The sequence below is a fragment of the Microcoleus sp. w1-18aA5 genome (assembly GCF_036701705.1).
Taxonomy (GTDB): Bacteria; Cyanobacteriota; Cyanobacteriia; order Cyanobacteriales; family Microcoleaceae; genus Microcoleus.
Genome location: NZ_JAUPTE010000010.1, coordinates 19397 through 45552 on the forward strand (window position 1 = coordinate 19397; position 26156 = coordinate 45552).

Here is a 26156-nt window from a genome sequence, read left to right on the forward strand (position 1 = left end):
GGCTGGGTGCTGTTGTTGTTAAAATAGATTTTTGGTTTGTGATGTTTTTTTCAGTAGAGGCAGAGCCTCTAGATATGCGTTACCGGGCAGAGCCTGGTAACGAGCATAAAAGGAGAAAAACTAGAAAATTACTGGAAAATTGTCTCGTCTTCCTTCCGCCATGCGGGATCGACGATACAAATAAATATTAGGGGCTTCGTGCCACAGTTGTAAATAAACTGCTTGGCGTTTGGCGGAATGTAAACTGCATCTCCGGCTTCTACGAATTGATTTTCATCGTCAATGTGCATTTCTCCAACGCCGCTGAGGATGTAGTAAACTTCAGAAGTTGTCAGGGAGTGCAGCATAGAAGTTTGTCCCGGTGGCAAAGTGGCGTGCGCTAAACTGTAACGCAAATCCACAGCTTGTTTGTCTGGATGCAGCAATTCTCGCAGTTGAGTACCGTCGCCAGCAATAAACTCGTCGCAGGCATTTAGCTTTTGAATTAGCATTCTTTCCCCTCTCCTGAAAATCTCTTTACCACAACTTAAGTTTAATTGAAAGAGCCAGAGATGTTAAGAAATATGTAAAGCGGCGGCCGGATTTTTTAACCGTAAATTCCCGAATGCCCTCGATAATCAGGACAGTCGATCGCATCTTCAGATAAAGCTATAGTAGGCTGAACGGGACACTTGAGGTGGTAGTCGCCGGTGAAAAATACGCAGTTAGCACAAGGGATTTGGTGCATCCGCTGAGCTCGGCGCATGGAGTCGGAGACAGTACGCCCGATACTCGAAAAGAGCAAAAAAACTAAACCCCAGGCGGAGACAAAACACAGCGGGACTAAAATAGGCTGTATTGCCTTAAGCAAAAAGTAAAGCATAGCAAGAAAATTTAGCGGTATAAGCCACACATACATTACAGTAGTGGAATTGCCGATCGATCGACCCAAAAGTTTAGAATCCTTTACAGCTCGATCGAGAAACCGGGCAATTATGGCATGATAAGGAGCAGTCCTTAAATAAATTTAGAGGAAATCAGTTATGACTCTGCGATTAGGCGATACAGTTCCCAACTTTACTCAAGCTTCGTCTGAAGGGGAAATCAATTTCTACGACTGGGCTGGCGATAGCTGGGTCGTGTTGTTTTCCCACCCGAAAGACTATACTCCAGTGTGCACCACAGAACTCGGTGCAGTGGCCCGTCTAAAGTCTGAATTTGAAAAGCGGGGCGTCAAAACCATTGCCCTCAGCGTCGATGATGTGGATTCTCACATGGGCTGGATTAAAGATATTGAGGAAACTCAAAATGTCACCCTCAATTATCCGATTTTAGCAGATGGCGATCGTAAAGTATCCGACATTTACGACATGATCCATCCCAACTCGCTGAACAACTTAACAATCCGCACAGTTTTTGTGATTGATCCGGAAAAGAAATTGCGTTTGAGCATTACTTATCCGGCGAGCACGGGTCGGAATTTTAATGAAATTTTGCGAGTAATTGATTCCTTGCAACTTACAGACAAATACAGCGTTGCGACTCCGGTTGATTGGAAAGACGGCGACGATTGCGTCATCGTACCTTCGATTACCGACCCGAAAGAGTTGGAAGAGAAATTTCCTAAAGGTTATACGCCGATTAAGCCTTATTTGCGGATGACTCCTCAGCCGAATAAATAGGTTTAACATTCCTGGAAGCAGAACTAATTATGTAGGGTGCCCGCAGAGCACCTTACCTCTATAATTCGCGCGTCATATCAAATCCGTTGACCTCGGAATTATTATCTCTCTCTTCTCTTTCTCTGTGTCCTCTGTGCCCTCTGCGGTTTAATCATTCCGATAAACCGGAATTGATCCCACACCAGCTTATAGTTAGGACTTGAGTCCTTAATCCGGATTTTTGAGGACTAAAGTCCTAACTACAAACAAAGAAATTGTGCAATTTTGTCTGAACAATTTAAAGTGGAGGAAAGGCTAAATGCTGTCATCAACAATTGTGTTGCGAATACCGCCCAAATTGCAAATGACAGAAGACGAGTTTTTCGAGTTCTGTCAAATCAATAGTGAATTACGCATTGAACGCAACAAATCGGGAGAATTGCTAATTATGCCCCCTACTGGTGGAACAACAGGAAATCGCAGCGGTAGCGTTTTTGGAGAGTTGTATATTTGGGCTCGCCAAGATGGAACAGGTATGTGTTTTGACTCCAGTACGGGATTTAAGCTTTCAATGGGTGACAGGTCTCCAGATGCCTCGTGGATTAAACTGGAACGGTGGAATACTTTGTCACCAGAACAGCAAGATAAATTCCCACCTATTTGCCCTGATTTTGTAGTAGAACTCAGGTCTGCTTCTGACAATCTCAAGCCATTGCAAGAAAAAATGCAAGAATATATGAGAGAACCCGGAGTGCAGTTAGGCTGGTTAATTGACCGCAAAAATCGCCGCGTTTATATTTACCGTCCTGGTTTGCCAGAGGAATGTTTGGAGAATCCGGCTACCGTTAGCGGCGACCCCGTTTTGCCGGGATTTGTACTCAATATGAGCAAGATTTGGTAAGCTTAGTATAGGAGCAACGATCGAGGAAATCAATTATGTTGACATCAACAATCGTGTTGCGAATACCACCAGAATTGCAAATGACAGATGACCAGTTTTTCGAGTTCTGTCAAATCAATAGTGAGTTACGAATTGAACGCAACAAATCGGGAGAATTGCTAATTATGCCTCCTACTGGTTCGGAGACGGGAAACCGAGAAGGTAATATATTTGGGCCACTGTGGGTTTGGGCAGAACAAAATGGTACTGGTTTAGCGTTTACTTCGAGTACAGGATTTACTCTGTCAACAGGTGCCCAAAAGTCGCCGGATGCTGCTTGGATAAAATTGGCAAGATGGAATGCTTTGTCACTAGAACAAAAGCAAAAATTTGCCCCGATTTGCCCGGATTTTGTAGTAGAACTCAGGTCGGCTTCTGACAATCTCAAGCCATTGCAAGAAAAAATGCAAGAATATATGAGAGAACCAGGAGTGCAGTTAGGCTGGTTAATTGACCGCAAAAATCGCCGAGTTTATATTTACCGTCCTGGTTTACCAGAGGAATGTTTAGAGAATCCGGCTACAGTTAGCGGCGACCCCGTTTTGCCGGGATTCGTACTCAATATGAGCAAGATTTGGTAAAAGTGGTAGCAATAAATATCAACTTCTTGTAAAAATTAATAATAGGATGTAAACACGCAAAAAATATGGATATTAAAAACGGCTTTGTAGGCACAATCGGTAACACACCACTAATTCGCTTAAACAGCTTCAGCGATGAAACAGGCTGCGAAATTCTCGGTAAAGCAGAGTTTCTCAATCCCGGCGGTTCCGTTAAAGATAGGGCCGCTTTATACATCATCAAAGACGCAGAAGAAAAAGGCTTGCTGAAACCGGGCGGCACCGTTGTTGAAGGCACTGCGGGCAATACTGGCATCGGTTTGGCTCACATTTGCAACGCTAAAGGTTACAAATGTATGATTGTGATTCCCGATAACCAATCTCAAGAAAAAATCGATGCTTTGAAAACCTTGGGCGCTGAAGTTCGGACTGTTCCCGCGGTTCCTTACAAAGACCCGAATAATTATGTCAAATTGTCGGGCAGATTGGCTGCGGAAATGGAGAATGCAGTCTGGGCAAATCAGTTTGATAATTTAGCCAATCGCCGAGCTCATTACGAGACAACGGGCCCGGAAATTTGGGAACAAACAGACGGTAAAATTGATGCTTGGGTAACAGCTACTGGTACCGGCGGCACTTTTGCTGGTGTAGGAATGTTTTTGAAAGAAAAAAATTCTGCTGTGAGAATTGTGTTGGCAGACCCGATGGGCAGCGGGCTTTACAGTTATTTCAAAACTGGGGAAATTAAGACTGAAGGTAGTTCGATTACTGAGGGAATTGGCACCACTCGCGTCACTGCAAATATGGAGAATGCCCCGGTAGACGACGCCATTCAAATTGACGATACTGAAGCTGTCCGCGTGATTTACCAACTGCTGAGGAAAGAAGGGCTGTTTATGGGCGGTTCTGTGGGGATTAATGTGGGGGCGGCTGTGGCTTTGGCGAAGCAAATGGGGCCTGGACATACGATTGTTACGGTACTCTGCGACGGCGGGGCTCGGTATCAGTCGCGTTTGTTCGATCGACAATGGTTGGCTTCCAAAGGTTTGTCACCAGATTAACCGTAGGGTGCGCTGCGGCGCACCTTAAAATCTGGACATATATAAAATCTGGGCATAAAATCTGGGCATATATGCGCGCACCTATTCCCATGATAAAAAAATAGCATATATGTAGCAGAGTGTCAAGTAAAAAATATGAAAATCAAAGAATCTTCTAGGCAAGTTCTTGTTTGCCAAAACCGCACTTGTCGCAAGCAAAATTCAGCAAAGGTACTGGCAGCTTTTCAGAAATTGTCGCCCTCAGAAGTTGAAGTTGTTGCTAGCAGTTGTTTGGGACAGTGCGGCAACGGGCCGATGGTGTTGGTGCTGCCAGAAGAGGTTTGGTACAATGCCGTTTGCCCTGAAGAAGTTGCGGCAATAACTGAGCAACATTTGCGGGGAGGAAAGCCGTTAGATAAGATGCTTTACCGCAAGTTTCACCGACTTTCTAATTAGTCGATCGCCCTCGTTTAAAATTCTTCCGCAAACAATCGGCGGAGAATTTCCGTGACTTCGGCGCAAAATCTGGCGTCGAGTTCGATCGCCAAGCGATCGACACTGGTAGAACCGCCTACAGGTTTTTCTGCCCGCAAACTCATGGCTAAAGTTCTGAGTTTGGCCGGCTTTCCCGCCGCCTTCGGCCGTTCGTCAACAAACCGCACTAAAGCCACATAAACTGTTTCTAGGGTTCCCCTGATCGAGCTGAGTCCGTAACCCAATTTTGAGATAATTACTGGAGAAGTGATCAGGCTATCCATCCCCAAAGTTTTAATTGCTACATCTACATATCGAGCGCTGTCATGTCCCATTGCTCTGACAATGCTTTCTAAGCTGTTCCACTGAGATGCTTTCATGCGCGATCGCTGTTCGATGTGGAAGTGCCATCCTAACATGGAAATCAGCCTGGTTAAATCATAAGCAGATACGGTATTACTTTGTTTGGTACTGTTTAATGCCGCACTTAGCAGCACTTGTTTTTTGGTGAGATCAAAGATTTTGGGGTTGTTGTGATAAGGATTTTCGCCGTAATCGCCGCGAAAAATTAGGTCATTATTGCCAGTAGCGCTCTTCAGCCATTGCTCTAATCCTATGCGAGTATCGAAGCGTTTGAACATTGCAGCTAAGGAGTTTGAACTTGCTATATTTGAGGCATAGCTAATCATGTCTTTTGCTACATCGTAAAAGTAAAAATCGTGTCTTAGCCCGTTGCCATCTCTAACAACGCAGTTGTCAATGTCGCAGTCGGGATATTTGCTATTTATTTGACTGACGATATTAAGGAGTGCGATAATTTTAGTGGCACTCCACTGTTCAGCATTGGTAAGCGCGTTTTTTCCCAGCCACTGTGACTGAATTTTGCCGTCTACAAAAGTACCAATACAAACGCAGGCTTCCTTAATATCTGCGTGCAAAAAATTTAAAGCTTGAGAGTTAATTTGAGGTAGTTCTCCCAGGCTGGGAAACGGGGTAGGTTTGAGGGGATTATTGGGGCCGGGAAGAGAGCTAATTACTTTTAAGCCGTCGGGTTTCTGTTTGAGATAATCGGGATAGTTTTTAATTTCTTGTTGGTAAAGGGATTTTTCAATGCCCCGGTCTAAAAAAGCTAGTTTGTTTATGTTAGCTTGGGCATCTATTTCCATTTGGAGGTAGTTTTTAAAGATGCGCGCTCGGTCTTTTGCGAGTTCGAGGGAGGTGAGGTTCATAATAATAGTTGGCAGCTTGTTACCAATAAGTAAATCACTATACTAGGATTTACGCAAACAAACCGGGTTGCTATGTAAAATTTTGGTTTGAAAAACGAAAAATTTATGAATAACCGGGTTTCAGACAGTAACTGCGTCCAAGACTATATATCTAAGCTCGCTCCCTACGATCGAGCTTTTTTGCCGCGTACTTGAATGCGTTTGTCGGTTTTTTGTTTCTTAATCCAAGAGACAAATTTCTGGAGTTCTGGGTTATTTTTGAGCTTTTCCAGGGTATTGAGCTCTTGGGCGAGGTGTTTGTTGTCAAATAGAGAGTGAATCTGGCGGTGACAGGCTGAGCAAATGTCGATTGTCGGGCTTGGATCTTCGTTTTTCCGCTTGGTGTTTTGTTTGGGGATGAGGTGATGGGCGGTTAATGCTTCCATTTGTCGATCGCACAATTCGCACTGCATAATTTTCTCAATGCTGCTGGATAGGAGAATTGCTACTTTTAGTTTAGCGCGATCGGCTTTGAGGATGTGAATGAAAGGCGATCGCACTCTCCAAACAATAAAAAAACCCCCAATAGGGGGTCATACAAATCTCTTGTGGCAGAAGCCCAAAAGCCTCTGGGATCACAAAATATACAGTAACAGAAACAAAACAATCCAAATCACATCGACAAAGTGCCAGTAAATTTCAGTCGCTTCGATGCCGAAGTGGTGCTCGCTAGAATAGTGACCTTGCACGCGCGATCGCCACACCACACCGGCCATCAGCAGCACTCCAAACGTAACGTGCAAGCCGTGAAAAGCAGTCAAAACGTAAAAGCAACTGGCATACAAATTCGTCGTCAAGCCAAACTCTAAATGAGTGTACTCGTAAACCTGACCTGCCAAGAAAACTGCGCCCATAGCAATAGTTACGAGCAACCAATTCCGCATTCCGGTGGCATCATTCTTTTTGATTGCAGTATCAGCATTGTGAATCACGAAACTGCTAGCAATCAGAATTACCGTGTTAATTCCCGGCAGCAATAACTCTCGCCCCGGCGTACCTTCAGGAGGCCACGCGGGAGCCATCGCCCGATAAATCAAATAGGCCGCAAACATACCGAAAAATATCATGCCTTCAGCGCACAGGAACACAATTACACCTAACATTCGGTGGTCGGGATGCTCGACACCATGTGCTTCTACTTCGCCCTCGTGGTGGTAATTCAGGGCTGTTTTTGCCGGATCGATCGCTGGAATTTGCATAAGAAATTGTTAATGAAGAAGTCAGTTGTCAGTTGTCAGTTGTCAGTTGGCAGTGGGCAGTTGGCATTAGTCATCAGTCATTAGTTAACAGTCAACAGTCAACAATGCCCAATGACTAATGCCCAATGACTAATAACTATTCGCCATCTTGACTTTCATCAGCAGGAGAATCAACATCCCTCTCTGATTCAGGAGCCACCAAAGTTGCAGTACCGCCAAAGAAATTTGAAGCTTGAGCCTCCGCAATAGGAATACCTGTTTTCTGGGCGTTGCGGGTGGCATTCTCCCTCAACTTGAGCCTGAGACGTTCCCCTGTATTCTGAATTTTTTCCATGCCGTAATCGTAAGGCCCCGTTGCCAATACCGGCACTCCTTCAAAATTTTCGATCGGGGGTGGCGAAGTCGTCATCCATTCCAAACTCAAAGCTTGCCAAGGATTGTCACCTGCTTTCGGGCCGTACCTCCAGCTCCAAATCACATTAATGATAAACGGGATTGTAGACACTGCCAGCATATAAGCACCGACAGTACAAATCACATTAATTGTGGTAAATTTCGGGTCGTACATTGCCACGCGCCGGGGCATTCCTTGCATCCCCAAAGCGTGCATCGGCAGGAAAGTTACAGTAAAGCCAACATAGGTTAAAACAAAGTGAACTCTACCCCAAAATTCATTAATCATCCGCCCCGTCATTTTGGGGAACCAGTGGTAAAAAGCAGCGTAAATGCCAAACACTGAGCCGCCAAACAGCACGTAGTGTAGGTGAGCGACGACAAAATAAGTGTCGTGAACGTGAATGTCGAAAGGTACGGAAGCTACCATGATCCCGGTGATGCCGCCGAGCACAAATGTTGAGATAAAACCCATGCCAAATAGCATCGCGCTGACAAGCCGGAGTTTGCCTCCCCAAATAGTTGCCAACCAGCTAAATATTTTAATCCCTGTTGGTACGGCGATGATCATAGTGGTGATCATAAAAAACATCCGCAGCCAGCCGGGAGTGCCGCTGGTAAACATATGGTGCGCCCACACGATCAAGCCCAAAAAGCTGATGGCGAGACTGGAATAGGCGATCGCCAAATAACCAAAAATTGGCTTCCGGGAATGCACCGGCAAAACTTCTGAAATTACCCCGAAAAAGGGCATAATCATAATGTAAACTGCCGGGTGCGAATAAAACCAGAATAAATGCTGGTAGACGATGGGATCGCCGTTGCCGGTCGGGTTAAAAAATGCCGTTCCTGCTAACAAGTCAAACGACAACAAAATTAAAGCTGCGGCTAAGACTGGAGTAGCAATCAAAGTCAACGCTGAAGTCGCAATCATCGCCCAGCAAAACAAGGGCATATCATTGAGACCCATGCTGGGAACGCGCATCGTAAAGATGGTAATGGCAAAATTTACCGCCCCCAAAATCGAAGAAGTTCCCAGAATCAAAACGCTGAGAATCCAAATTTCTTCTCCGGCTTGAGCAGTAACTAAGCTCAAAGGCGGATAGGATGTCCAACCCGCTTGCGGAGCTCCTACCAAAAAACTGCTCAACAGCAACACGCCGCCTACGGGAATCATCCAAAAGGCAACGGCATTTAGCCTGGGAAATGCCATGTCTTTTGCCCCAATCATTAAGGGGATCAAAAAGTTAGCAAATCCGGCTCCGGCGGGTACGATCCACAGGAAGATCATCACCGTCGCGTGAACAGTAAATAAACTGTTGTAGAGTTCGGGGGTGACAAAATCGGAGTCGGGGGTGGCGAGTTCTGTTCGCACCAAAGTTGCCATCACGCCGCCGATTAAATAGAAAATAAATGTTGTTACCAGGTATTGAATACCGATGACTTTGTGGTCGGTATTAAAAGTGAAGTAGTCGCGCCAATGTCTATCGGCGGGCGCTGTTCCGCGAGCCTCAGTGTTTGCACTTTCTTGGAACTGTGCTTGTGTCATAGTTATTAGTCATTAGTTATTAGTCATTAGTTATTAGCTCAGGATAAAATACCCAGTGGCCAGAACTAATGACTATTTTTAGTGATGAGTTGGGTGAAGTTGTTCTAGGGCTTCGGAATTAATTTTTATTTCCCTGACGTAGGGAGCCAAAAATTCTCCGTCTGACAATTCCCCAGGATTGACTGCAACTGCTTGCTCTAAGTTTTGACTGCTAGCAACTTGCTGGCTTTGCAGCCAAGTGTCAAATTCTTCGGGCGTGTGAACGACTGCTACAGCTTTCATCGCTCCGTGATAAGCGCCGCACAATTCAGCACAAACAACCCGGTATTCGCCGGTTTTAGTTGGTGTAAATCTCAGTTCGCTCGGCCGACCGGGAATTGCATCTTGTTTGAGGCGAAATTCCGGCAGCCAAAATGCGTGCAGCACGTCTTGAGCTGAGATATTTAGCTGTACGTCGCGGTTTGCTGGCATATGCAGTTCGCCAGAACTAACGCCGCTTTCTGGATAGCTAAAAATCCAGGCGTACTGCAAACCTGTGACATTTACAACTAAGTCTGCTGGTTTGTCTTCATTTTCTGGGGAAGCGCCGACGCCTAGAGCAACAAGTTTTCTAGACGGAATTTGAGGGGCGTTTTGGGGTGTATCTGAGAGTGTGGCTGCGATCGCACTTCCCCGCATTTTAGAGTGCGCTTGCATCGTGCCGTGGTCATGATTGCCCATCGGATCGAGGCCTCCCATTGAGTTGTAAATCTCAAAACTGTAGACTCCGATTCCTAAAATAATCACCGCTGGCACGGCTGTCCAAAGAATTTCTAAGGGAAAGTTGTCATGCCAAGGCGGCCCGTCTGTGTTGTCTCCTTGACGGCGGCGATATTTAATTGCAGCAACGATGAGAATTCCCTGGACCATGATAAATAGTCCAGTGGAAATGGTCATCATTGTATTGAAAAGTGCGTCTATGTCGGATGCTTCGTCAGAGGCGGCGATCGGCATCAAACCGTGATTCTGCCCGTACCAGAGACTGATCAGAGTCACTCCGATGCCGGCGAGCATGGTGAGGATGGAACTTGGAATGTTCACGCTGGTACTTCTTAATAGCGACACTTCTTCGCTTGAAAAATGAAGGAAGCGCCTCTGGGTTATCAATTTTTAATTGTAAATGGTATTTTTAGTAAAATGTCTCTCTTAATGGTTACTTAAGGCTTAGAATTTTTGACCAAGCGCCTGCGCGCCTCAAAAATACGTCTTTTGTACCTTGACAAAACTCAGTAAAAATGGTAGATAATCGCTCTATTTGGCTGCTAAATTTGAGATTTTTTCTCAAACACCATCAAATGCTGCTGGGGCAACATATCTTTTGTCTCTTTCCATACTAAACCGACGGCGGCCATTTCTTTTTTCACCTGCTTCTGCGTCATTTTGTGCAAACCTTTAATGGGAATCAACGGGTTTTCGCCGCGATACTCGATCGATACCGTGCGGCCTCCCGGTTTGAGCGCTTTCACAATTCCTTGCATCATTTCTCTGGGGTATGCAAACTCGTGATAAGCATCCACCATCACAACTAAATCTACGCTGTTTTCCGGTAAATTCGGATTGTCGATACTGCCCAAAACTGGCTCAACGTTAGCGATATTTTTTTCTTGTTTATTCAACTCAATAAAATTAATCATTTCCGGCTGCACGTCAACTGCCAAAACCTTTCCTTCTGGAACTAAGGGAGCGAGGCGAAAGCTAAAATATCCCGTTCCCGCTCCAATGTCGGCTACAATATCGGTTGGTTTTAAATCGAGATTGTTGACTAATCGAGCTGATTTTTCTTCCATGCCGCGAGACGGTCTTTCTAGCCAACTAGCGCCTTGATATCCCATGACTTGGGCAATTTCTCGATCCATGTAAAATTTGCCAATTCCGTCGGGATTGTGGACTGTTCGCTGCTGATAAATGGTGTCGCTGTTGGCGGTTTTACTTGCTTCTGCTGCTGCACAGGCATTAAGCGGCAACAGGCAAATTATTGCTAAGATAATTGCTGCTAGCGGTTTGATGAATTGTCGGTTTTTCACGATCGTCCTAATTGTAGGTTTGATTTTTTCATTACCAGGCTCTGCGCGGTCTTGCAGGAGCAGAGGAAGAGCCGAGGGAATATCGAGAATAGTTTAAGATTTAGCTGACAGCGGATTCTAACAATTTAATTGTACCAGAGTCAGCGTCGATTTCGACTTCTTGGCCGATCGGCAAAGTGAACTGTTCCCGGATGTGTCCCACCATTGAACCATACCACGCGGGAATATTTAAAGGGCGAATGTGGTCGGATAAGACTTGAGGCAAGGTTAGGGACTCTTGGGGTTTTTCAGCTTCGCACTTGGTACACTGTCCGAAAATAAAACCGGATATTTTATCGAGAATGCCCGCTAATTTGAGCTGCGTCAACATTCTATCGATGCGATAAACTTCTTCACCAACTTCCTCAACAAACAAAATACTGTTTTCCCAGGTCGGTAAATATGTAGAACCCACCATTGCTGCGATTACTGATAAATTTCCACCGATTAGTTTTCCCCTAGCTGTGCCCCGCCCGATTGTTTGAACTTGCACGCTTTGGGAGTTTTGCATCGTCACCGAACCTCCGTCAAACAAAACTTTTTTGACGTAATTTACTGTAAAGGGACTCCAAGTTGATGCACCTAAAGGGCCGTGAAAAGTAACTCTATTAGTTTTAGCATAAATCGCCAATAACAGCGCAGTAATATCGCTGAATCCCATAATAATTTTGGGATTGTTGCGGATAATATTGTAATCCAGGAGTGGCAATATCCGACCGCAGCCCCAGCCGCCCATCCCGGTAAAAATAGCTCGCACTGAGTCATCGGCAAAGGCTGCGTTGACATCGGCGGCGCGATCGGCATCCTTGCCTGCTAAATAGCCGTAGCGGTCGTAAAAATGCTCTCCCAATTTAACTTTTAACCCCAGCTTTTCGATAACTTTAAAAAAATCCTCGATTTCTTTTTTGTAGTTGAAAGCAGCAGGATTGATTAAAGCTACTGTATCGCCGACTTGCAGGCGGCGCGGCTTAACGATCGCACTTTGGGGAGATAGATTGGTTTGGGCGATCGGCAAAAGCTGAGTACCAATAGCAGTCAGCCCAAAAGTTGTGAGCAGAGCGCGGCGGCGGAGAGTCATAGCTGTCAGGTAATTTTTGCTATAATTGTATAGCAAAATTTCTGTCATATCAGTTTAAAGTTGCGAGTTTAAAATGAAAATAGACACTAAAATCTCAGCTAAAAAATCTTGGGCCAAAGCTTTAGCGCGTCCGGCTGCAGAGTTTCCGCTGACTCAGCTATTGGTTAAAAGCGGTAAAATTCCCGCAGGATTGCGCGGCACTCTCTATCGCAACGGGCCCGGACGTTTGGAACGCGGCGGTGTTGCTGCGGGACATTGGTTTGATGGCGACGGTGCAATTTTGGCAGTACATTTTACCGAGGCCGGTGCTACGGCTGTTTATCGCTACGTGCAAACAGCGGGATATCTAGCTGAAGAAAAAGCTGATAAATTTCTCTACAGTAATTATGGCATGACAGCACCGGGCCCTGTGTGGTTGCGGTGGACTAAAACTGTTAAAAATGCTGCCAATACTTCTGTTTTAGCTTTGCCCGATCGCCTTTTGGCATTGTGGGAAGGCGGCCCGCCTCACCGCCTCGATTTGCAAACTCTGGAAACTCAGGGAACGGACGATTTAGGCAGTTTAGATAGTAAATTTGTTTATTCTGCTCACTGCAAGCGCGACCCGATTACTGGCAATATTTTCAACTTTGGAATTACCAACGGTGCGACTACAAAGTTGAATCTGTATAAAAGCGATTTTACTGGAAAAATCGTGCAACAATCAACAGTTGCTTTAGATGGAATTTACGCGCTCCACGATTTTGTTTTTGCGGAAAAGTATCTGATATTTTTTATCCCGCCGGTGCAAGTCAATTTTTTGCCATTGTTAACGGGAATTAGCAGTTATAGCGAGTCCTTTAAGTGGAAACCGGAGTTAGGTACTCAGATATTAGTTTTTGACTCTGAAACTCTCTCTTTAGTTAGTCGCGGCGAAACCGAACCTTGGTTCCAGTGGCATTTTGCTAACGGTTTTGTCAAGGAAGATGGTTCGGTGGCGGTAGATTTTGTGCGCTTCGCTGACTTTCAAACTAATCAGCGACTGAAAGAAGTACCGACTGGTGAAACTAGCACCGATGCGGAGGGTACTCTTTGCCGAGTGCATCTCAATCCTCTGACGGCGAAAGTGACAGGAATAGAAGAATTGTTGGATAAACCTTGTGAGTTTCCGATCGTACCTGCTGCCGAAGTAGGGCAAGACTCACGATATATCTATCTGGCAATGTATCGGCCTGACGTTGATATTGTACCGGAACGTTACGGTGCGATCGCCAGTTTCGACACGCAAAGCCGCAATCTCACAATTGCCGACTGTGGCGAAAATCGCTATCCTGCTGAGCCCATCTACGTTCCAGATATTTCCTCGGAAAGAGGTTGGATAGTAACAGTTATTTATGACGGCAATTCTGACAGCAGCGAAGTCTGGATATTTGACAGCGAAGGGCTTGATCGCGAACCTGTTTGCAAGCTAGAATTGCCCGGTGTCATACCTTTGGGCTTTCACGGCACTTGGAAATCGGCAGTCTGAGAAAATTGTAAAGAAGTGTTGCGGAAGATTTATTAAAAATTGTTGCCGCTTCTCTGTCAAGTTGTTAAGGTGTGTGTAGATAGGAAATTCTCATATCTAGGAGGTGTGGAATTGATAATCTGCATTGCTCAATTATCCTGTGCCAATTCGCACGAATCCCCGGCGATTGTAAGTCGCGGTTGCACAGGATATCGTCTGCCTCTGCGGACTAAAAAAAGAGGGGTAATTAAGCCCTGGCGAATAACCAATCCCGGCGAATATTCCCGGCCACTTTACTCGCCGCTACACAGGCAAAATCCGCCTTCACGGACTGAAGAAAGAGGGGTTCTCCAACCCCGGTAAATGACAAATTCGCGGATCACCAATCCCCGGCCAGTTTATTCGCGGCTACACAGGCTAAGTCCGCCTCCGCGAACTGAATAAAAGCGGTAATAAAGCCCGCTTGGCAAGGATTTCTGACTAGGTTTGCCCATCTCAGCTTTGTCTGCTGGCATGAGGTTAAAAGACCAGATAATTAACTGATTTCTGGCAAACCAAAAGTTTAGTTCAGCTCACGCGCACGTTAGCGATTCAAAAGTTTTTAGTTTTGAGTTAACCCCACAAGTAAATGAGGTCTATCGAAACAAGATAGGCTTTTCAACAATTATGAATTATGAGTTGTTACCGCCAAAACATTCAACTCATAACTAATAATTCACAACTCACAACTCATAACTCCGTGCCGCGGTGAGCATCTACCAAAAGGTTTAATCTATGCAACTTCAAGGAAAAACAGCTCTTGTTACAGGAGCTTCGCGCGGAATTGGGCGATCGATCGCCCTGGAATTAGCGAGACAAGGAGTCAAACGTTTGTTGATTGTGGCGCGCAACCGCAGGCAATTAATTGAACTGGCAGAGGAAATCGATGTTTTTGGCACAGAAGTAGTGCCGTTAGCTTTGGATTTAACTCAGTCAGTTGCGGTGAATATTGCGATCGCCCAAGCTTGGCGAGATTGCGGCCCGATTCACCTGCTAGTCAACTGTGCAGGCGTCGCGCACCAAGCATCTTTCTTGCGTTCCCCGCTGCCATTAATCGAGGAAGAAATCGCCTTAAACTTGCTCGGAACCTACACAATTACCCGCTTGATAGCTCGGCGAATGGCGACTCAAAAAGAGGGAACAATCGTCAATGTTTCCAGCTTAATGGGCAAAATAGCGGCTCCCACAATGGCGACTTATTCTGCTACCAAATTTGCCATTTTGGGATTCACGCAAGCTTTACGCAGCGAGTTAACTCAGTACAATGTTCGAGTCACAGCTTTGCTGCCATCTCTAACAGATACCGACATGGTGCGAGACTTGGAGCAATTCCGGTGGGTAGTGCCCACAACTCCCGAAAAAGTTGCCCTAGCGCTTGTCGCGGGATTGCACAAAGATGCGCCGGAAATCTTGGTAGGATGGCAAAGTCATCTAGCAGTTTGGTGTCACCGAATTGCGCCTTGGTTGCTGGATTTTGTGTTGCGGATGGCGACTCCCGAACTTCGGGACAAATCGCGGGGCCGGAAATTGCGGGAGGCTTTAGCTAGCGGGCGATAAACCCTTTTATGGGCGGGCTCTCCGGCCCACCCCACAAAAAAACTCATTCTTTGTGGAACGGGCAAGATGCCCGTTCCTAAGCGCACCTTACATTTGGCAAACACTTTAACCGTTAGTCATATCGTTTCCGGTTGCATCGGAATGATATAGAGGACACGGCAGTGCCCATAGGTGTCAACTTAAGACTCAAACCCTTGATCAATCTCGCTTTTAGCTTAGTCTAGATCCCCCTAAATCCCCCTTAAGAAGGGGGACTTTGAGAAGAATCTTGTCCCCCCCTTATTAAGGGGGGCTAGGGGGGATCGGATTCTATGCAACCTCATAAAAAATTGGTATAAATCCCCCTTAAGAAGGGGGACTTTGAGAAGAATCTTGTCCCCCCCTTTTTAAGGGGGGCTAGGGGGGATCTAAGTTTAATAGTCAAAAGCAGTCTGTGACTAGGTTTTACGTTAAGTTGACACCAATGAGATCACTCATCCTCATCAGAAAATAGCGACGGTAAATCCCGTTCTCCCCTCACCACCCTGATAATTTCAATTCCACTGTCTATCGCCCGATAAAGAATAATGTAATCCATGAGAGGAAGCCCCCGCACAGAAGCAGCTAGTTCCTCGTAACTACGACCCATATTAGGAAAGTTAATTAAATTGCGACACTTTCGATTGAACTCCTCGACAAACTGTTCTCCAGATTCAATATTTCTAGCTGCCAACTAATCCGAAATTTCATCTAAATCGATCCTCGCTTCTGGAGAAACAATGTAGCGACTCATCTTTAGTTCTCCCGCATTTTCCGAAATTTTTCCTGTAATCTGGCTATGACTATTTCTCCATCAATCCCTTCACCGCGATCGAGTTGAGCTATTCCTGTTGATACTTTTGGTCGCGTTTTTTCTACCCATTTGTGATAGCTGTTGCTCTCTTTGGGCTCGCTGTTGTCCGCTAAAAGTTCTAATGCCGCTGCGATTACCTCCTCCGCCGAAGGATATCTGCCACTTGTAACTTGTGCTTCTATGAATTTTTGCTGCTCAGGCTTGAGAGTAATTTTCATGGGGTTTACCTCTGAGAACCTTTAACTATTATATCATTTCCACTCCCCTTGCAAGGTAAAAGCCGCCCAATAGTAGGGAGATTTCCATTTTTCCTGCTGCATCATTTCAATCTGCGCCGCCCTCAAAGCTGCCGCCGGTGCTAACTTTTGTTGCACCATTTTCTGATAAAACTTTTGCATTAACACAGAAGTTCCCTCATCATCCACATTCCACAAACTCACCGCCACCCGCTGCGCCCCTGCATACATAAAACCCCTTGTTAATCCCACCATTCCTTCGCCTTTAACATTCTGTCCCATTCCCGATTGACAAGCACTTAAAACCACTAAATTTGCTGCCAGTTTCAAGTTAAAAATATCGGTGAGGCGCAAAAAACCATTGACAAGATTGCCCTTGTCATCTACCATCGACATCACAATTCCTGACAGTTCGGGATTTTTGCTGTTGGCAAGGCCGTGGGTGGCAAAGTGAACGATTTGATAATTAGCTAAACTGCCGTCGGTAGCCGTAGTGCGACTGGCATCAAAATCAAGTATTTGACTGCTAGAAGCTGAGGGGAATAAGCTGGATATTGTTTGGGCTTCTTGGCGGGTAAATGCGAGGCGTTCGGGCGGCCATTGCCGATTAGAAGCACGAAGCGATTGATTTAAACCGAGGTTATTTGCTTCTAATTTTTCTGTTGTTGCTTGGGTGATTTTTCCTTTGACTCTTTCATCATCTGGACTGAAAACAGGATCTGCTAAAATTGCTAAAGTTCGGCCAGGCGGTTTTCTATCTCCGTAATTTTGCCTGAGAATAGCGAGACTTGAGGCAGAAGGCAGAGTGATAATTTCATGTTCGACTATTAAGGGAACATTGGTATTTTGTCCGGCGGTTTGGGCAAGGGTTAAAGCTTGAAAAGGGGTATAGTGCAGAACGCCGTCGGGAACAATTAATAAGCGTTTGTTTCCTAATTGGGCTGCTGCGGGCTGTAAAATTACTTGACCCAGATTGGCACTCGATTGGGCAACTTGTTGGGGAATTTCTCTCTGGATTGGGCTAGTTATTGTCTCTAGGAAGTCTTTAGCTGCTGTTTCAATGTCAACCTGTTTTGGCAATTCATAGCTGGTTAGTCCTGTTGAGGTCACAACCCACAAATAACTGCGGTTTTTGCCGAGGGAATACTGCAATAAAATCGTGTTTTCATCGAGAACCTGTTGCTGAATTTCTGGGAGTGTTAAAGGTTGGGGTTGGGTGAGGGCAGCGTAGCGGGGGCTGGCGCTACGAATCTTTGTTTGAATTTGTTGATATTGTTCCAAAAGTGCGAGGCGCTGTTTGTCGATTTCAGCGATTTTAGTTTGATTGGGGTTGGGGAGGCTGATTGTTTCAATGCGCTGCTTTTCAATGGCTTCGAGTTGCTGTTGCAAGCTCTTTTCTTGTTGCAGTAAATTGGGGTCAATGCCTTCCCGAATGTTGGCGTTACTTTCTTGGAGAAGTTCGAGGAGGCTGCGGGCCCTCGAACGTTCGCTGGCTTCTAAGGCTTTTGTATCATAACCGGATTTAGGATTAGTTTTATGCAGTTGCATTAACAAATCGATGTAGAGTTCGTAGTAGTTTTGTACTGTGGCAAAGTATGAGCTGCGGAGTTCAGGGCTGGCTATTTTGGTGCGGAGGTTTTCGATAATTTTGAGAGAGGATTCAATGTGATTGAGGCCTTCGGTAAGATTATTTTGGTCGCGTTTGACAGAAGCTATGTTGTAAAGGGTGAGAGCTTCCCCACCGCGATCACCTACGGCCCGTCTCAGGGGAAGCGACTGGCTGTAATACTCTAGCGCTTTCTGTTTTTCTCCCAAATCTGAGTAGACACCGCCGATATTGCCGAGGGTGTTAGCTTCCCCACCGCGATCGCCTACTGCCCGAAATAGGGGAAGCGACTGGCTGTAATACTCTAGCGCTTTCTGTTGTTCTCCCAATTCTGAGTAGACATTGCCAATGTTGTTTAGGGTGCGAGCTTCCCCACTGCGATCGCCTACTGCCCGACTCAGGGGAAGCGACTGGCTGTAATACTCTAGCGCTTTCTGTTTTTCTCCCAATTCTGAGTAGACTAAGCCGATATTGCCGAGGGTGCGAGCTTCCCCACTGCGATCACCTACTGCCCGAATTAGGGGAAGCGACTGACCCAAATACTCTAGCGTTTTCTGTTTCTCTCCCAAATCTGCGTAGACACTGCCGATGTTGTTGAGGGTGATAGCTTCCCCACGGCGATCGCCTATTGCCCGTCTCAGTGTCAGGGACTGGGTGTAATACTCTAGCGCTTTCTGTTTTTCTCCCAAATCATCGTAGACATTGCCGATGTTGTTGAGGGTGGTAGCTTCCCCCCCGCGATTCCCTACTGCCCGCGTCAGGGGAAGCGACTGGCTGTAATACTCTAGCGCTTTCTGTTTTTCTCCCAATTCTGAGTAAATACCGCCGATGTTGTTGAGGCTGCCAGCTTCCCCATCGCGATCGCCTGTTGCCCGTCTCAGTGTCAGGGACTGGGTGTAATACTCTAGCGCTTTCTGTTTTTCTCCCAAATCATCGTAGACAGTGCCGATGTTGTTGAGGGTGAGAGCTTCCTCCCCGCGATTCCCTACTGCCCGAAATAGGGGAAGTGACTGGGTGTAATACTCTAGCGCTTTCTGTTTTTCTCCTAAATTTGAGTAGACAGTGCCTATGTTGTTGAGGGTGAGAGCTTCCCCACGGCGATTGCCTACAGCCCGAAATAAAGGAAGTGACTGACTGTAATACTCTAGCGCTTTCTGTTTTTCTCCCAATTCTGAGTAGACATTGCCAATGTTGGTGAGGGTGACAGCTTCCTCACGGTGATCGCCGGTTGCCCGTGTCAGGGGAAGCGACTGGCTGTAATACTCTAGCGCTTTTTGTTTTTCTCCCAATTCTGAGTAGACTCTGCCGATGCCGGTGAGGGTGGTAGCTTCCCCTCGGCGATCGCCCGCTTCCCGATACAATTTTAATGCTATTTCAAATTTGACGATCGCACTTCTTTTTGCTTGGGCCGTTCCTTGATTGTAGAGTTGTACTCCTTCTTTGAAAGCTTTTTCAGCAGCGTCGCTACTGTTAGTTTGTGCTGTTTGTACGACTTTACCAACGGGCACGGCTGCTGCAACTGGCTGACTTAGCTGAACCGAAAGCGCGATCGACATACCAGCCAAAAACCATTGAGTGCGATCGAGCATAACCACCCTTTTTGTATTTTTGTCGATTTTACTCACTAGCTCGCTTAGTGTAAAGGCAGGAAGAAGTCAGGGCCGACAACCGGGGACGCGAGCAGTTCGAGGTCACTGAACTGCTCGATCGGATGTTTTGACATTCCGCCAAGTGGCGGAGTGTCGCTCACAACGCAAGAAGGGGATGTTACCGAGATGCTCGAACGATCATTTTTCTACGGCGATGCGTTGCTTTTTAGGGGTTTATAGCGCGTTTCCTGGCTTCTGATGCTTTGATATCATAACCCGAGTTAGGATTAGCTTGGTGCAGTTGCATTAACAGGTCTATGTAGAACTTGTAATAATTTTGTAGTTGGGACAAGTATGAGGTGCGAAGTTCTGGGCTAGTAATTTGGGCGCGGAGGTTTTCGATGATTTTGAGTGAGGATTCAATGTCATTGACGGCTTCGGTAAGATTGTTTTGGTGGCGTTTGACCTCAGCTATGTTGTAAAGGGTAGAAGCTTCTCGAACGCGATCACCTACCGCGCGACTTAGAGGAAGCGCTTGGCTGTAATAATCTAGCGCTTTCTGTTTTTCTCCTAACTCGGAGTAGACATTGCCGATGTTGTTGAGGGTAGTAACTTCCCCGCCGCGATGGCTTACTGCTCGAAACAGAGGAAGCGACTGGCTGTAATACTCTAGTGCTTTCTGTTTTTCTCCCAATTCTGCATAGATCCTGCCGCTGTTGTTGAGGGTCATAGCTTCCACAAACCGATTACCCAGAACCCTACTCAGAGAAAGCGACTGGCTGTAATACTCTAGTGCTTTCTGTTTTTCTCCCAATTGTGAGTAGGCCTCGCCGATGTTGCCGATGATCATAGCTTCCACAAACCGATTGCCCAGAGCCCTAATAAGAGGAAGCGACTGGTTGTAATACTCTAGTGCTTTCTGTTTTTCTCCTAAATCTGCATAAACTTGACCTATATTGTTGAGGGTGGCAGCTTCTCCAAAGCGATTGCCTATTGCTCGAAACAGGGGAAGCGATTGGCTGTAATACTCTAGTGCTTTCTGTTTTTCTCCCGAAGCATTGTAGACAAGACCAATGTTGTTGAATGTGCCAGCTTCCCCAGAGCGATCACCGAGAGCTCGATACAGGGAAAGCGCCTGGTTGTAATGCTCTAGTGCTTTCTGTTTTTCTCCCAAATCTGAATAGACTAGGCCCATACCAGTGAGGGTGTTAGCTTCTAATAAGCGCTCACCGATAGCTCGACCCAGAGGTAAGGATTGGTGGTAATACTCTAGCGCTCTCTGTTTTTCTCCCAATTCTGAGTAGGCTTGACCAATGTTGTTGAGGGTGACAGCTTCCCGAGAGCGATTGCCCGCTTCTCGATACAGCTTTAATGCTTGTTCAAACTTGACGATCGCACTTCTTTTGGCTTCCGCCGTTCCTTGTTTGTAGAGTTCCTCTGCTTCAAAATGCACTTTTTGAGCAGCCTCGCTACTGTTAGTTTGTGCTATTTGTACGGTTTTACCAACTGACACGGCTGCTGCCACTGGCTGACTTAACTGAACCGAAAGTGCGATCGACATACCAGCCAAAAACCATTGAGTGCGATCGAACATAGCCACCCCTTTTGTATTTTTGTCAATCTTAATCACTAGCTCGCTTAGTGTAAAGACTGGAAGAAGTCAGGGCGATCGGCATTTTTGCTAGAGTTAACGAGTAGGTGCGATTCCCTACGGGATCGCTACGCCGCGCGTACTTTTTCCCAGCATGAACAACATCCTAACTACCCCCGATCCTGTAACAACCCACTGGGATTGCCCCGAATGCGGCGGCACCGGTACCCTCAGCCCAGAAATTTGCCCTGTTTGTCTCGGAGCAAAATACATCGATCTCGCTACAATAACGAACTGGATGCTTGATTTTATGGAATCTCGCGGCTGCGATCGAGCTGAGATCGATCGATTGCGAACCGAAAGCCCAGACCCCCTAACATTAACTTTTTGCCTCGAAGTTTGTATCGCCCTGAAATAAACAAGGATATCAAGTCTGCTTAATTGCTTATAAATCATTTACGGGCATCGGGCATGGTCGGAAAAAAACGCAATCTACAAGTTGATTTAACTTATATCTTGCACCATTCTCAATTAGCCTTTTAGGAACAGGCATCTTGCCTGTTCCACAAGAAAATCTACTCTTTGTGGAACAGGCAAGATGCCTGTTCTTGAGAATGGTGCAAGATGTGAGTTTAACAGAAACGAAATAATGCTCAATTCCCAATTACCAATGCCCTATTCCCAATATTCAGTGTCCCTTAACTGGATGTTGCCCGTAAAAAGGCAAAGCCTCCGACCAATCAGGACGACTTCCCATTTTCCACTCCAAATAAGCCAATTCCAACACGCTAGAAACCGACCAACCCAACTCGCTGCCAACTTCAATTAACTGATAAGAATTCCCCCAATTATCCAACTTTTCTTGCCAAGATTCAGGAGTCATCACCGTCTCAGGAAACAACTCAGTTAAACCAGAATCTTTGTTAACTGAATAAACCGCCCCAAACAATTGTCCCCGCTGTGCAGGCATTTGCAGCGCAATATCCTCTCTCAAAAGCCCCCCCTTAGCAAGGGGGGGTTGGGGGGGTTCTAATTCCAAAAGCCCCTTAGTAAGGGGGGGTTCCGCCCAAGCCACAGCCGCCAAAGTTGAAACCGCAAAAACCGGAATATCCAACTGTTGAGCCAAAGTCCGCGCCGTCACCATACCCATCCGAGTCCCCGTGAAACCTCCGGGCCCCTTCGCCACTGCAATAAAAGCCAAATCCCCCCAATTTTGCGGCTGAATAAACTCCACTAAATACTGATGCAAATGAGTGGCTAAATCGCGATCCAAATTCCAAGTTTGGCAGCGAGAATCCCCGGCAAAATTGCTGATGGCTAAACCGAGTTCGCGACTAGCTGTGTGCAGGGCTAAGCCGTATTTTTTAACAGATGTTCCGTCTTGGGGATTGCTATTCACGATTAGTGGTAATTTTCCTTAACAAAAAACAGAGGCAAAGCCACAACTAAGCAACCCAAAAGAATGCCAAATATTCCCGTGTTTAAAATCCTGGAATTACCCATGCCCCCACTCACCAAAAACAGCACTACTAAACTTCCAAATAAATTTTTATTTGCAAATTCTTTGTGCTGAGAAACTTGATGCTTCACCGTCATAAAACCCGACGTAACTATTAGCGCAAACCAAGAATTAAAAATGACTATTTGAGAGCCAAAGATAAACCAAACTAAGGCAAACATTAGCGCATCTATCCAAAAATCCTGAGTTTTCAACTTCGGCAGCCAAAATTCTTGGGTAGTAACAGAGGCGATTTTCTTGAGTAATTGATGGTGCTGCAGCCGCACGAGTTTGTTTCTCAATTGAATCTTGGGATCGATTTGCAATATTTGCTTCCACTCCGGGCGGCGAGAATTGTTGACTCTTCCCAACAGCTTCACGGCTGCGACTTTATTTAACTGCAAATCGGTGAGTCTGGTGGCAATTATTTGAGATAAGTGCGGATAGTAAACGGGGTTGTCTTCGGTTCTGTTGATGACGATATTGAGCTGTTGCTTGGCTTGACTGACTTGGATTGTAACATTGTACGGGGCGAGATCCTCTTGCAAAGCTTGCTGAATTTCGGCTTGCTGTTGGCGAGTGAAAAGCGACACACCGGGCGCAGGTGTAAGCACCCGTTCTGCGGGCGTTTCCGGCGCGTCTAGCACAGGCGGTGTGTCTAAATATACAGGTTTGGGGTTCAAGTGCCGGATGACTGCTGATGCTGAACTGTAGCGCCGATTGGTGGCACTTTGAAGCATGGTGTCGAGGATGCGGCCGAAATCATCGCTAACCGCAGTCTTCAAATAATTTCGCCAAGCCCAAGAATCCTCTGTACTGTCGAACAAATCGAAGGGAGGAATTTCAGTCAGCAAGTGAATGCAAGTAACGCCCAAACTGTAGATATCGCTGGCAAAAACTGCTTTACCCATCAATTGTTCTGGGGCTGTATAAGCGGCACTGCCGATGATTGTACCTGTTTGCGGCAACCCGGCTGCTGTTACTTTCTTAGCTGCACCAAAGTCTACTAAAACAATATCTTTTTGGAAAGGAGAGGGTTGATATGAACTTTCTAAGGCGGGTAAAGGAGTTGGAGATAGGCGGCGGCGAATGATATTTTCGGGTTTGATATCGCGGTGAATAACTTTGGATTTGTGGACGAAGTGGAGCACGGGCAATAAATCGTTGAGGATTTGCCGAATTTGAGTTTCGGTGAATGCTCCTTTTTGTTCTAATTCTCTGGCTAGGTTTTTGCCGTCTATAAATTCTTGTACTAAATACTGTCTCCCGTCTTGTTCAAAATGCGCGATTAATTCGGGAATCTGGGGATGTTTTCCCAAGGTTTGTAGCTGGGCTGCTTCTTGGTGAAATAGTTGAGCGGCTTTTTCGGCTGCGGTATTTTGCTGCAAAAATTGCTTGATTACGCACTGCGAAAAAATTATGGGTTTGGTTTCATCAACTGCTAAAAATGTTCTGCCAAAGCCTCCTTGCCCGATCGGCTTTATGGTTCGGTAGCGAGATGCTGATGGTGTTTCTGCGTCAATAGTTAACAACAAATTGGAGCCGCAACTTTGGCACGATTCTGCATCCCCTGGGTTTTGCGGATTCTGACAAGTTGGGTTTAAGCAATAGCACATTGGATTTTAGATTTTAGATTTTAGATTTTAGATTTGTAATTGGGAATTGGGAATGGGGAATGGGGAATTGGTTATTGGTTATTGGTTATTGGTTGTTATCGCCAACCACTCACAAAAAACCTATAAAAAACAACAAATAGCAACCAACAACCAACAAATAACTAATGACTAATGACTAATGACTAATGACTAATGACTTAAGTCGGGACGAGTTCGCCTGGCCGCAATTTTGCCCATTTGCCGGTCTCTTGCTTGAAACTCTGACACCCGACTACATCCCATTCCATTTCAATTTCGTCTTGGCGGGGACGGATGTTGACGTTGATGGTGGGTTCTACGGGGTCGAAATCGGGTGTGTCGGTGAGGTGAAGCTGTTCGTGCTGTTCTTCTACGGCGTGGTAGGTGAAGCAGCGGTCTACATAGTGGCAGTTAATACAAATACACATTCTTGATATCCTCTGTGCATTTCAAAAAGATTGGTGAAATTTGAGCTTTCTGTTAATCTAGCGTAGCAAGAGTTTAATTGTTTGTAAGGAAAGTAGATTTTTGTTGCGATGCCGATTAATTTGCCCTCTTCATTATCTCCTGATTCTTGGCCGTTTGATTTGGAACTGCTGACACCGCCTGCTTATTTGGTGGGCGGTGCGGTGCGGGATGCGTTGCTGGGCCGCCGATCGCACTATTTTGATTTGGATTTCGTTATGCTAACACGGGCCGTGAAGACTGCTCGAAAAATTGCCGATCGCACGAAAGGTGGATTTGTTTTGTTGGATGCGGAACGGCAAATTGCGCGGGTGGTGTTTGCGGGCGGTACGGTGGATTTGGCGCAGGCGGAAGGGGGGAGTCTGGAGGGGGATTTGCTGCGCCGAGATTTTCGGATAAATGCGATTGCCTGCAATCCTTTTACAGGAGAAATCATCGATCCTTTGGATGGTCAAACTGATTTGCGGTTGGGTGTGCTGCGGATGATTTCGCGGTCAAATTTGGAGGACGATCCGCTGAGGTTATTAAGAGCTTACCGCCAAGCGGCGCAGTTGGGTTTTGCGATCGAAACTGAAACTCAATCGGCGATTCGGGAATTGGCGCCGCTGTTGAATCGGGTAGCGGTGGAACGGGTGCGGACGGAATTAGGTTATTTGTTGAGTAATCCAGAGGGTGTTCCTTGGATTTGTCGCGGTTGCGAAGACGGTTTGTTTTCGATTTGGTTTGAAAGTGCGATCGACCGTTTTGATATTTTGACAAAAATTGATGCGTCTGCTGCCAAGTTAGCGGCAATTTATCCAGATTTGGGGAGAGAATTTTCGCGATCGATTCGAGATACGATTAAAACGCCGTTGTTGGCGGTTGCGAAGTTGGCTATTTTGGCCGATTCCGACCCGACAATTGCTGAAACCCAGTTGCTGCGGTTGAAGTACAGCAATGCAGAGATTAAAAGTGCGATCGGGCTTTTGAAATACTTGCCGAAGTTGCAAGCAAAACCTATCGCGGAAATGTCTTTGCGAGAACAGTATTTTTTGTTTCGGGATGTGGGAATAGTATTTCCAGTTTTAGCGGTTTTGGCGGTGGCGGCGGGAGTTGCGGTTGATGAGATTTCACTGTTAATTAATCGCTATCTGGATGCTGATGATATTATTGCTCATCCTACCCAATTAGTTAGCGGCAATGATTTAATGGAATATTTTAAATTGCCCAGAAGTCCGCGCATCGGTCAATTTTTAATGGAGATTCAATTAGCGCGGGTTGAGGGGAGAATTGCGACTCGCGAAGAGGCGCTAAAATTGGCGGCAGAGTTGGTTAATCAGTCAGTTTAAATTGATAAATTTCAGAAATTAGAACGGGCAAGATGCCCGTTCCACAAAATTC

The 26156-nt window shown here is 46.0% G+C and carries 25 protein-coding genes; 9 read left to right on the forward strand and 16 right to left on the reverse strand.

Annotated features, from left to right (window positions below; translation table 11 throughout):
- Window positions 1–128: 128 nt before the first annotated feature.
- On the reverse strand, window positions 129–491 hold the full coding sequence (locus Q5691_RS05410) for a cupin domain-containing protein (protein WP_333344109.1): 363 nt from the start codon (window positions 489–491) through the stop codon (window positions 129–131).
- A gap of 95 nt (window positions 492–586) precedes the next feature.
- Complete coding sequence (locus Q5691_RS05415; protein ID WP_333344110.1) at window positions 587–862, reverse strand: hypothetical protein; 276 nt, start codon at window positions 860–862, stop codon at window positions 587–589.
- 160 nt (window positions 863–1022) lie between these two features.
- On the opposite strand from Q5691_RS05415, the gene Q5691_RS05420 reads away from it, so the two are divergent.
- The 5 genes from Q5691_RS05420 (at window position 1023) to Q5691_RS05440 (ending at window position 4636) form a co-directional block, all read left to right on the forward strand.
- On the forward strand, window positions 1023–1661 hold the full coding sequence (locus Q5691_RS05420) for a peroxiredoxin (protein ID WP_006632618.1): 639 nt from the start codon (window positions 1023–1025) through the stop codon (window positions 1659–1661).
- A 298-nt stretch (window positions 1662–1959) separates the two neighbouring features.
- Window positions 1960–2541, forward strand: coding sequence for a Uma2 family endonuclease (locus tag Q5691_RS05425; protein ID WP_333206102.1), 582 nt, complete (start codon window positions 1960–1962; stop codon window positions 2539–2541).
- A 35-nt stretch (window positions 2542–2576) separates the two neighbouring features.
- Window positions 2577–3161 (forward strand): Uma2 family endonuclease, encoded by a 585-nt coding sequence (locus Q5691_RS05430; protein ID WP_333215299.1) that lies wholly within the window; start codon window positions 2577–2579, stop codon window positions 3159–3161.
- Window positions 3162–3226: 65 nt separating this feature from the next.
- The gene (locus tag Q5691_RS05435) at window positions 3227–4201 is read left to right on the forward strand and encodes a cysteine synthase A (RefSeq protein ID WP_333215301.1); all 975 of its coding nucleotides are present in this window, start codon (window positions 3227–3229) and stop codon (window positions 4199–4201) included.
- Between the two features lie 135 nt (window positions 4202–4336).
- A complete protein-coding gene (locus tag Q5691_RS05440; protein ID WP_333215303.1) occupies window positions 4337–4636 on the forward strand; it encodes a (2Fe-2S) ferredoxin domain-containing protein in 300 nt (99 codons plus the stop codon).
- 14 nt (window positions 4637–4650) lie between these two features.
- Here Q5691_RS05440 and Q5691_RS05445 read toward each other — a convergent pair whose 3' ends face one another.
- The 7 genes from Q5691_RS05445 to Q5691_RS05475 form a co-directional block, all read right to left on the reverse strand.
- The gene (locus Q5691_RS05445; protein ID WP_333167583.1) at window positions 4651–5883 is read right to left on the reverse strand and encodes a hypothetical protein; all 1233 of its coding nucleotides are present in this window, start codon (window positions 5881–5883) and stop codon (window positions 4651–4653) included.
- Window positions 5884–6047: 164 nt separating this feature from the next.
- Window positions 6048–6422: an HNH endonuclease gene (locus tag Q5691_RS05450; protein WP_333311151.1), complete on the reverse strand. Its 375-nt coding sequence runs from the start codon at window positions 6420–6422 to the stop codon at window positions 6048–6050.
- 75 nt (window positions 6423–6497) lie between these two features.
- Window positions 6498–7121, reverse strand: a complete 624-nt coding sequence (locus Q5691_RS05455; protein WP_333167587.1) for a heme-copper oxidase subunit III — start codon at window positions 7119–7121, stop codon at window positions 6498–6500.
- 136 nt (window positions 7122–7257) lie between these two features.
- Window positions 7258–9063: a cytochrome c oxidase subunit I gene (ctaD, locus tag Q5691_RS05460; RefSeq protein ID WP_333344112.1), complete on the reverse strand. Its 1806-nt coding sequence runs from the start codon at window positions 9061–9063 to the stop codon at window positions 7258–7260.
- Window positions 9064–9141: 78 nt separating this feature from the next.
- Window positions 9142–10143: a cytochrome c oxidase subunit II gene (locus tag Q5691_RS05465; protein WP_333167591.1), complete on the reverse strand. Its 1002-nt coding sequence runs from the start codon at window positions 10141–10143 to the stop codon at window positions 9142–9144.
- Window positions 10144–10364: 221 nt separating this feature from the next.
- The gene (locus Q5691_RS05470; RefSeq protein ID WP_333344143.1) at window positions 10365–11129 is read right to left on the reverse strand and encodes a class I SAM-dependent methyltransferase; all 765 of its coding nucleotides are present in this window, start codon (window positions 11127–11129) and stop codon (window positions 10365–10367) included.
- A 97-nt stretch (window positions 11130–11226) separates the two neighbouring features.
- Window positions 11227–12243 (reverse strand): LD-carboxypeptidase, encoded by a 1017-nt coding sequence (locus tag Q5691_RS05475; RefSeq protein WP_333344145.1) that lies wholly within the window; start codon window positions 12241–12243, stop codon window positions 11227–11229.
- 73 nt (window positions 12244–12316) lie between these two features.
- Between Q5691_RS05475 and Q5691_RS05480 the strand changes: the two genes are divergently transcribed.
- Both Q5691_RS05480 and Q5691_RS05485 read left to right on the forward strand, forming a co-directional pair.
- Window positions 12317–13750: a carotenoid oxygenase family protein gene (locus Q5691_RS05480; protein ID WP_333344113.1), complete on the forward strand. Its 1434-nt coding sequence runs from the start codon at window positions 12317–12319 to the stop codon at window positions 13748–13750.
- A 753-nt stretch (window positions 13751–14503) separates the two neighbouring features.
- Window positions 14504–15325, forward strand: a complete 822-nt coding sequence (locus Q5691_RS05485) for an SDR family NAD(P)-dependent oxidoreductase (protein ID WP_333222947.1) — start codon at window positions 14504–14506, stop codon at window positions 15323–15325.
- A 469-nt stretch (window positions 15326–15794) separates the two neighbouring features.
- Here Q5691_RS05485 and Q5691_RS05490 read toward each other — a convergent pair whose 3' ends face one another.
- The 4 genes from Q5691_RS05490 to Q5691_RS05505 all read right to left on the reverse strand — a co-directional run bounded on the left by Q5691_RS05490 (window position 15795) and on the right by Q5691_RS05505 (window position 21218).
- Entirely contained in the window at window positions 15795–16037 is a 243-nt protein-coding gene (locus tag Q5691_RS05490) for a type II toxin-antitoxin system RelE/ParE family toxin (RefSeq protein WP_333311153.1), read from the reverse strand.
- A 62-nt stretch (window positions 16038–16099) separates the two neighbouring features.
- A complete protein-coding gene (locus tag Q5691_RS05495) occupies window positions 16100–16375 on the reverse strand; it encodes a type II toxin-antitoxin system ParD family antitoxin (protein ID WP_333215320.1) in 276 nt (91 codons plus the stop codon).
- Between the two features lie 33 nt (window positions 16376–16408).
- A complete protein-coding gene (locus tag Q5691_RS05500) occupies window positions 16409–19588 on the reverse strand; it encodes a tetratricopeptide repeat protein (RefSeq protein WP_333344146.1) in 3180 nt (1059 codons plus the stop codon).
- 226 nt (window positions 19589–19814) lie between these two features.
- On the reverse strand, window positions 19815–21218 hold the full coding sequence (locus tag Q5691_RS05505; RefSeq protein ID WP_333215322.1) for a tetratricopeptide repeat protein: 1404 nt from the start codon (window positions 21216–21218) through the stop codon (window positions 19815–19817).
- A 115-nt stretch (window positions 21219–21333) separates the two neighbouring features.
- Here Q5691_RS05505 and Q5691_RS05510 point away from each other — a divergent pair, with 115 nt between their 5' ends.
- Window positions 21334–21597 carry a hypothetical protein gene (locus Q5691_RS05510; protein WP_333028109.1) on the forward strand — a complete coding sequence of 88 codons (264 nt, stop codon included), beginning with the start codon at window positions 21334–21336 and terminating at the stop codon, window positions 21595–21597.
- Between the two features lie 270 nt (window positions 21598–21867).
- On the opposite strand, the gene tsaB is transcribed toward Q5691_RS05510, so the two are convergent.
- The 3 genes from tsaB to Q5691_RS05525 all read right to left on the reverse strand — a co-directional run bounded on the left by tsaB (window position 21868) and on the right by Q5691_RS05525 (window position 24739).
- Complete coding sequence (gene tsaB / locus Q5691_RS05515; RefSeq protein ID WP_333212617.1) at window positions 21868–22578, reverse strand: tRNA (adenosine(37)-N6)-threonylcarbamoyltransferase complex dimerization subunit type 1 TsaB; 711 nt, start codon at window positions 22576–22578, stop codon at window positions 21868–21870.
- Between the two features lie 2 nt (window positions 22579–22580).
- Entirely contained in the window at window positions 22581–24293 is a 1713-nt protein-coding gene (locus tag Q5691_RS05520; RefSeq protein ID WP_333344114.1) for a serine/threonine-protein kinase, read from the reverse strand.
- A 197-nt stretch (window positions 24294–24490) separates the two neighbouring features.
- The gene (locus Q5691_RS05525; protein WP_333212613.1) at window positions 24491–24739 is read right to left on the reverse strand and encodes a Ycf34 family protein; all 249 of its coding nucleotides are present in this window, start codon (window positions 24737–24739) and stop codon (window positions 24491–24493) included.
- A 108-nt stretch (window positions 24740–24847) separates the two neighbouring features.
- Here Q5691_RS05525 and Q5691_RS05530 point away from each other — a divergent pair, with 108 nt between their 5' ends.
- Window positions 24848–26104: a CCA tRNA nucleotidyltransferase gene (locus tag Q5691_RS05530; protein WP_333344115.1), complete on the forward strand. Its 1257-nt coding sequence runs from the start codon at window positions 24848–24850 to the stop codon at window positions 26102–26104.
- The last annotated feature ends 52 nt before the right edge of the window (window positions 26105–26156 follow it).

What these genes read in the sequence shown, in the direction of transcription:
- Q5691_RS05410 (WP_333344109.1), bottom strand. Translation starts at nt 491, where the DNA reads ATGCTAATTCAAAAGCTAAATGCCTGCGACGAGTTTATTGCTGGCGAC.
- Q5691_RS05415 (WP_333344110.1), bottom strand. Translation starts at nt 862, where the DNA reads ATGCTTTACTTTTTGCTTAAGGCAATACAGCCTATTTTAGTCCCGCTG.
- Q5691_RS05420 (WP_006632618.1), top strand. Translation starts at nt 1,023, where the DNA reads ATGACTCTGCGATTAGGCGATACAGTTCCCAACTTTACTCAAGCTTCG.
- Q5691_RS05425 (WP_333206102.1), top strand. Translation starts at nt 1,960, where the DNA reads ATGCTGTCATCAACAATTGTGTTGCGAATACCGCCCAAATTGCAAATG.
- Q5691_RS05430 (WP_333215299.1), top strand. Translation starts at nt 2,577, where the DNA reads ATGTTGACATCAACAATCGTGTTGCGAATACCACCAGAATTGCAAATG.
- Q5691_RS05435 (WP_333215301.1), top strand. Translation starts at nt 3,227, where the DNA reads ATGGATATTAAAAACGGCTTTGTAGGCACAATCGGTAACACACCACTA.
- Q5691_RS05440 (WP_333215303.1), top strand. Translation starts at nt 4,337, where the DNA reads ATGAAAATCAAAGAATCTTCTAGGCAAGTTCTTGTTTGCCAAAACCGC.
- Q5691_RS05445 (WP_333167583.1), bottom strand. Translation starts at nt 5,883, where the DNA reads ATGAACCTCACCTCCCTCGAACTCGCAAAAGACCGAGCGCGCATCTTT.
- Q5691_RS05455 (WP_333167587.1), bottom strand. Translation starts at nt 7,121, where the DNA reads ATGCAAATTCCAGCGATCGATCCGGCAAAAACAGCCCTGAATTACCAC.
- ctaD (WP_333344112.1), bottom strand. Translation starts at nt 9,063, where the DNA reads ATGACACAAGCACAGTTCCAAGAAAGTGCAAACACTGAGGCTCGCGGA.
- Q5691_RS05475 (WP_333344145.1), bottom strand. Translation starts at nt 12,243, where the DNA reads ATGACTCTCCGCCGCCGCGCTCTGCTCACAACTTTTGGGCTGACTGCT.
- Q5691_RS05480 (WP_333344113.1), top strand. Translation starts at nt 12,317, where the DNA reads ATGAAAATAGACACTAAAATCTCAGCTAAAAAATCTTGGGCCAAAGCT.
- Q5691_RS05485 (WP_333222947.1), top strand. Translation starts at nt 14,504, where the DNA reads ATGCAACTTCAAGGAAAAACAGCTCTTGTTACAGGAGCTTCGCGCGGA.
- Q5691_RS05495 (WP_333215320.1), bottom strand. Translation starts at nt 16,375, where the DNA reads ATGAAAATTACTCTCAAGCCTGAGCAGCAAAAATTCATAGAAGCACAA.
- Q5691_RS05500 (WP_333344146.1), bottom strand. Translation starts at nt 19,588, where the DNA reads ATGCTCGATCGCACTCAATGGTTTTTGGCTGGTATGTCGATCGCGCTT.
- Q5691_RS05510 (WP_333028109.1), top strand. Translation starts at nt 21,334, where the DNA reads ATGAACAACATCCTAACTACCCCCGATCCTGTAACAACCCACTGGGAT.
- Q5691_RS05520 (WP_333344114.1), bottom strand. Translation starts at nt 24,293, where the DNA reads ATGTGCTATTGCTTAAACCCAACTTGTCAGAATCCGCAAAACCCAGGG.
- Q5691_RS05525 (WP_333212613.1), bottom strand. Translation starts at nt 24,739, where the DNA reads ATGTGTATTTGTATTAACTGCCACTATGTAGACCGCTGCTTCACCTAC.
- Q5691_RS05530 (WP_333344115.1), top strand. Translation starts at nt 24,848, where the DNA reads ATGCCGATTAATTTGCCCTCTTCATTATCTCCTGATTCTTGGCCGTTT.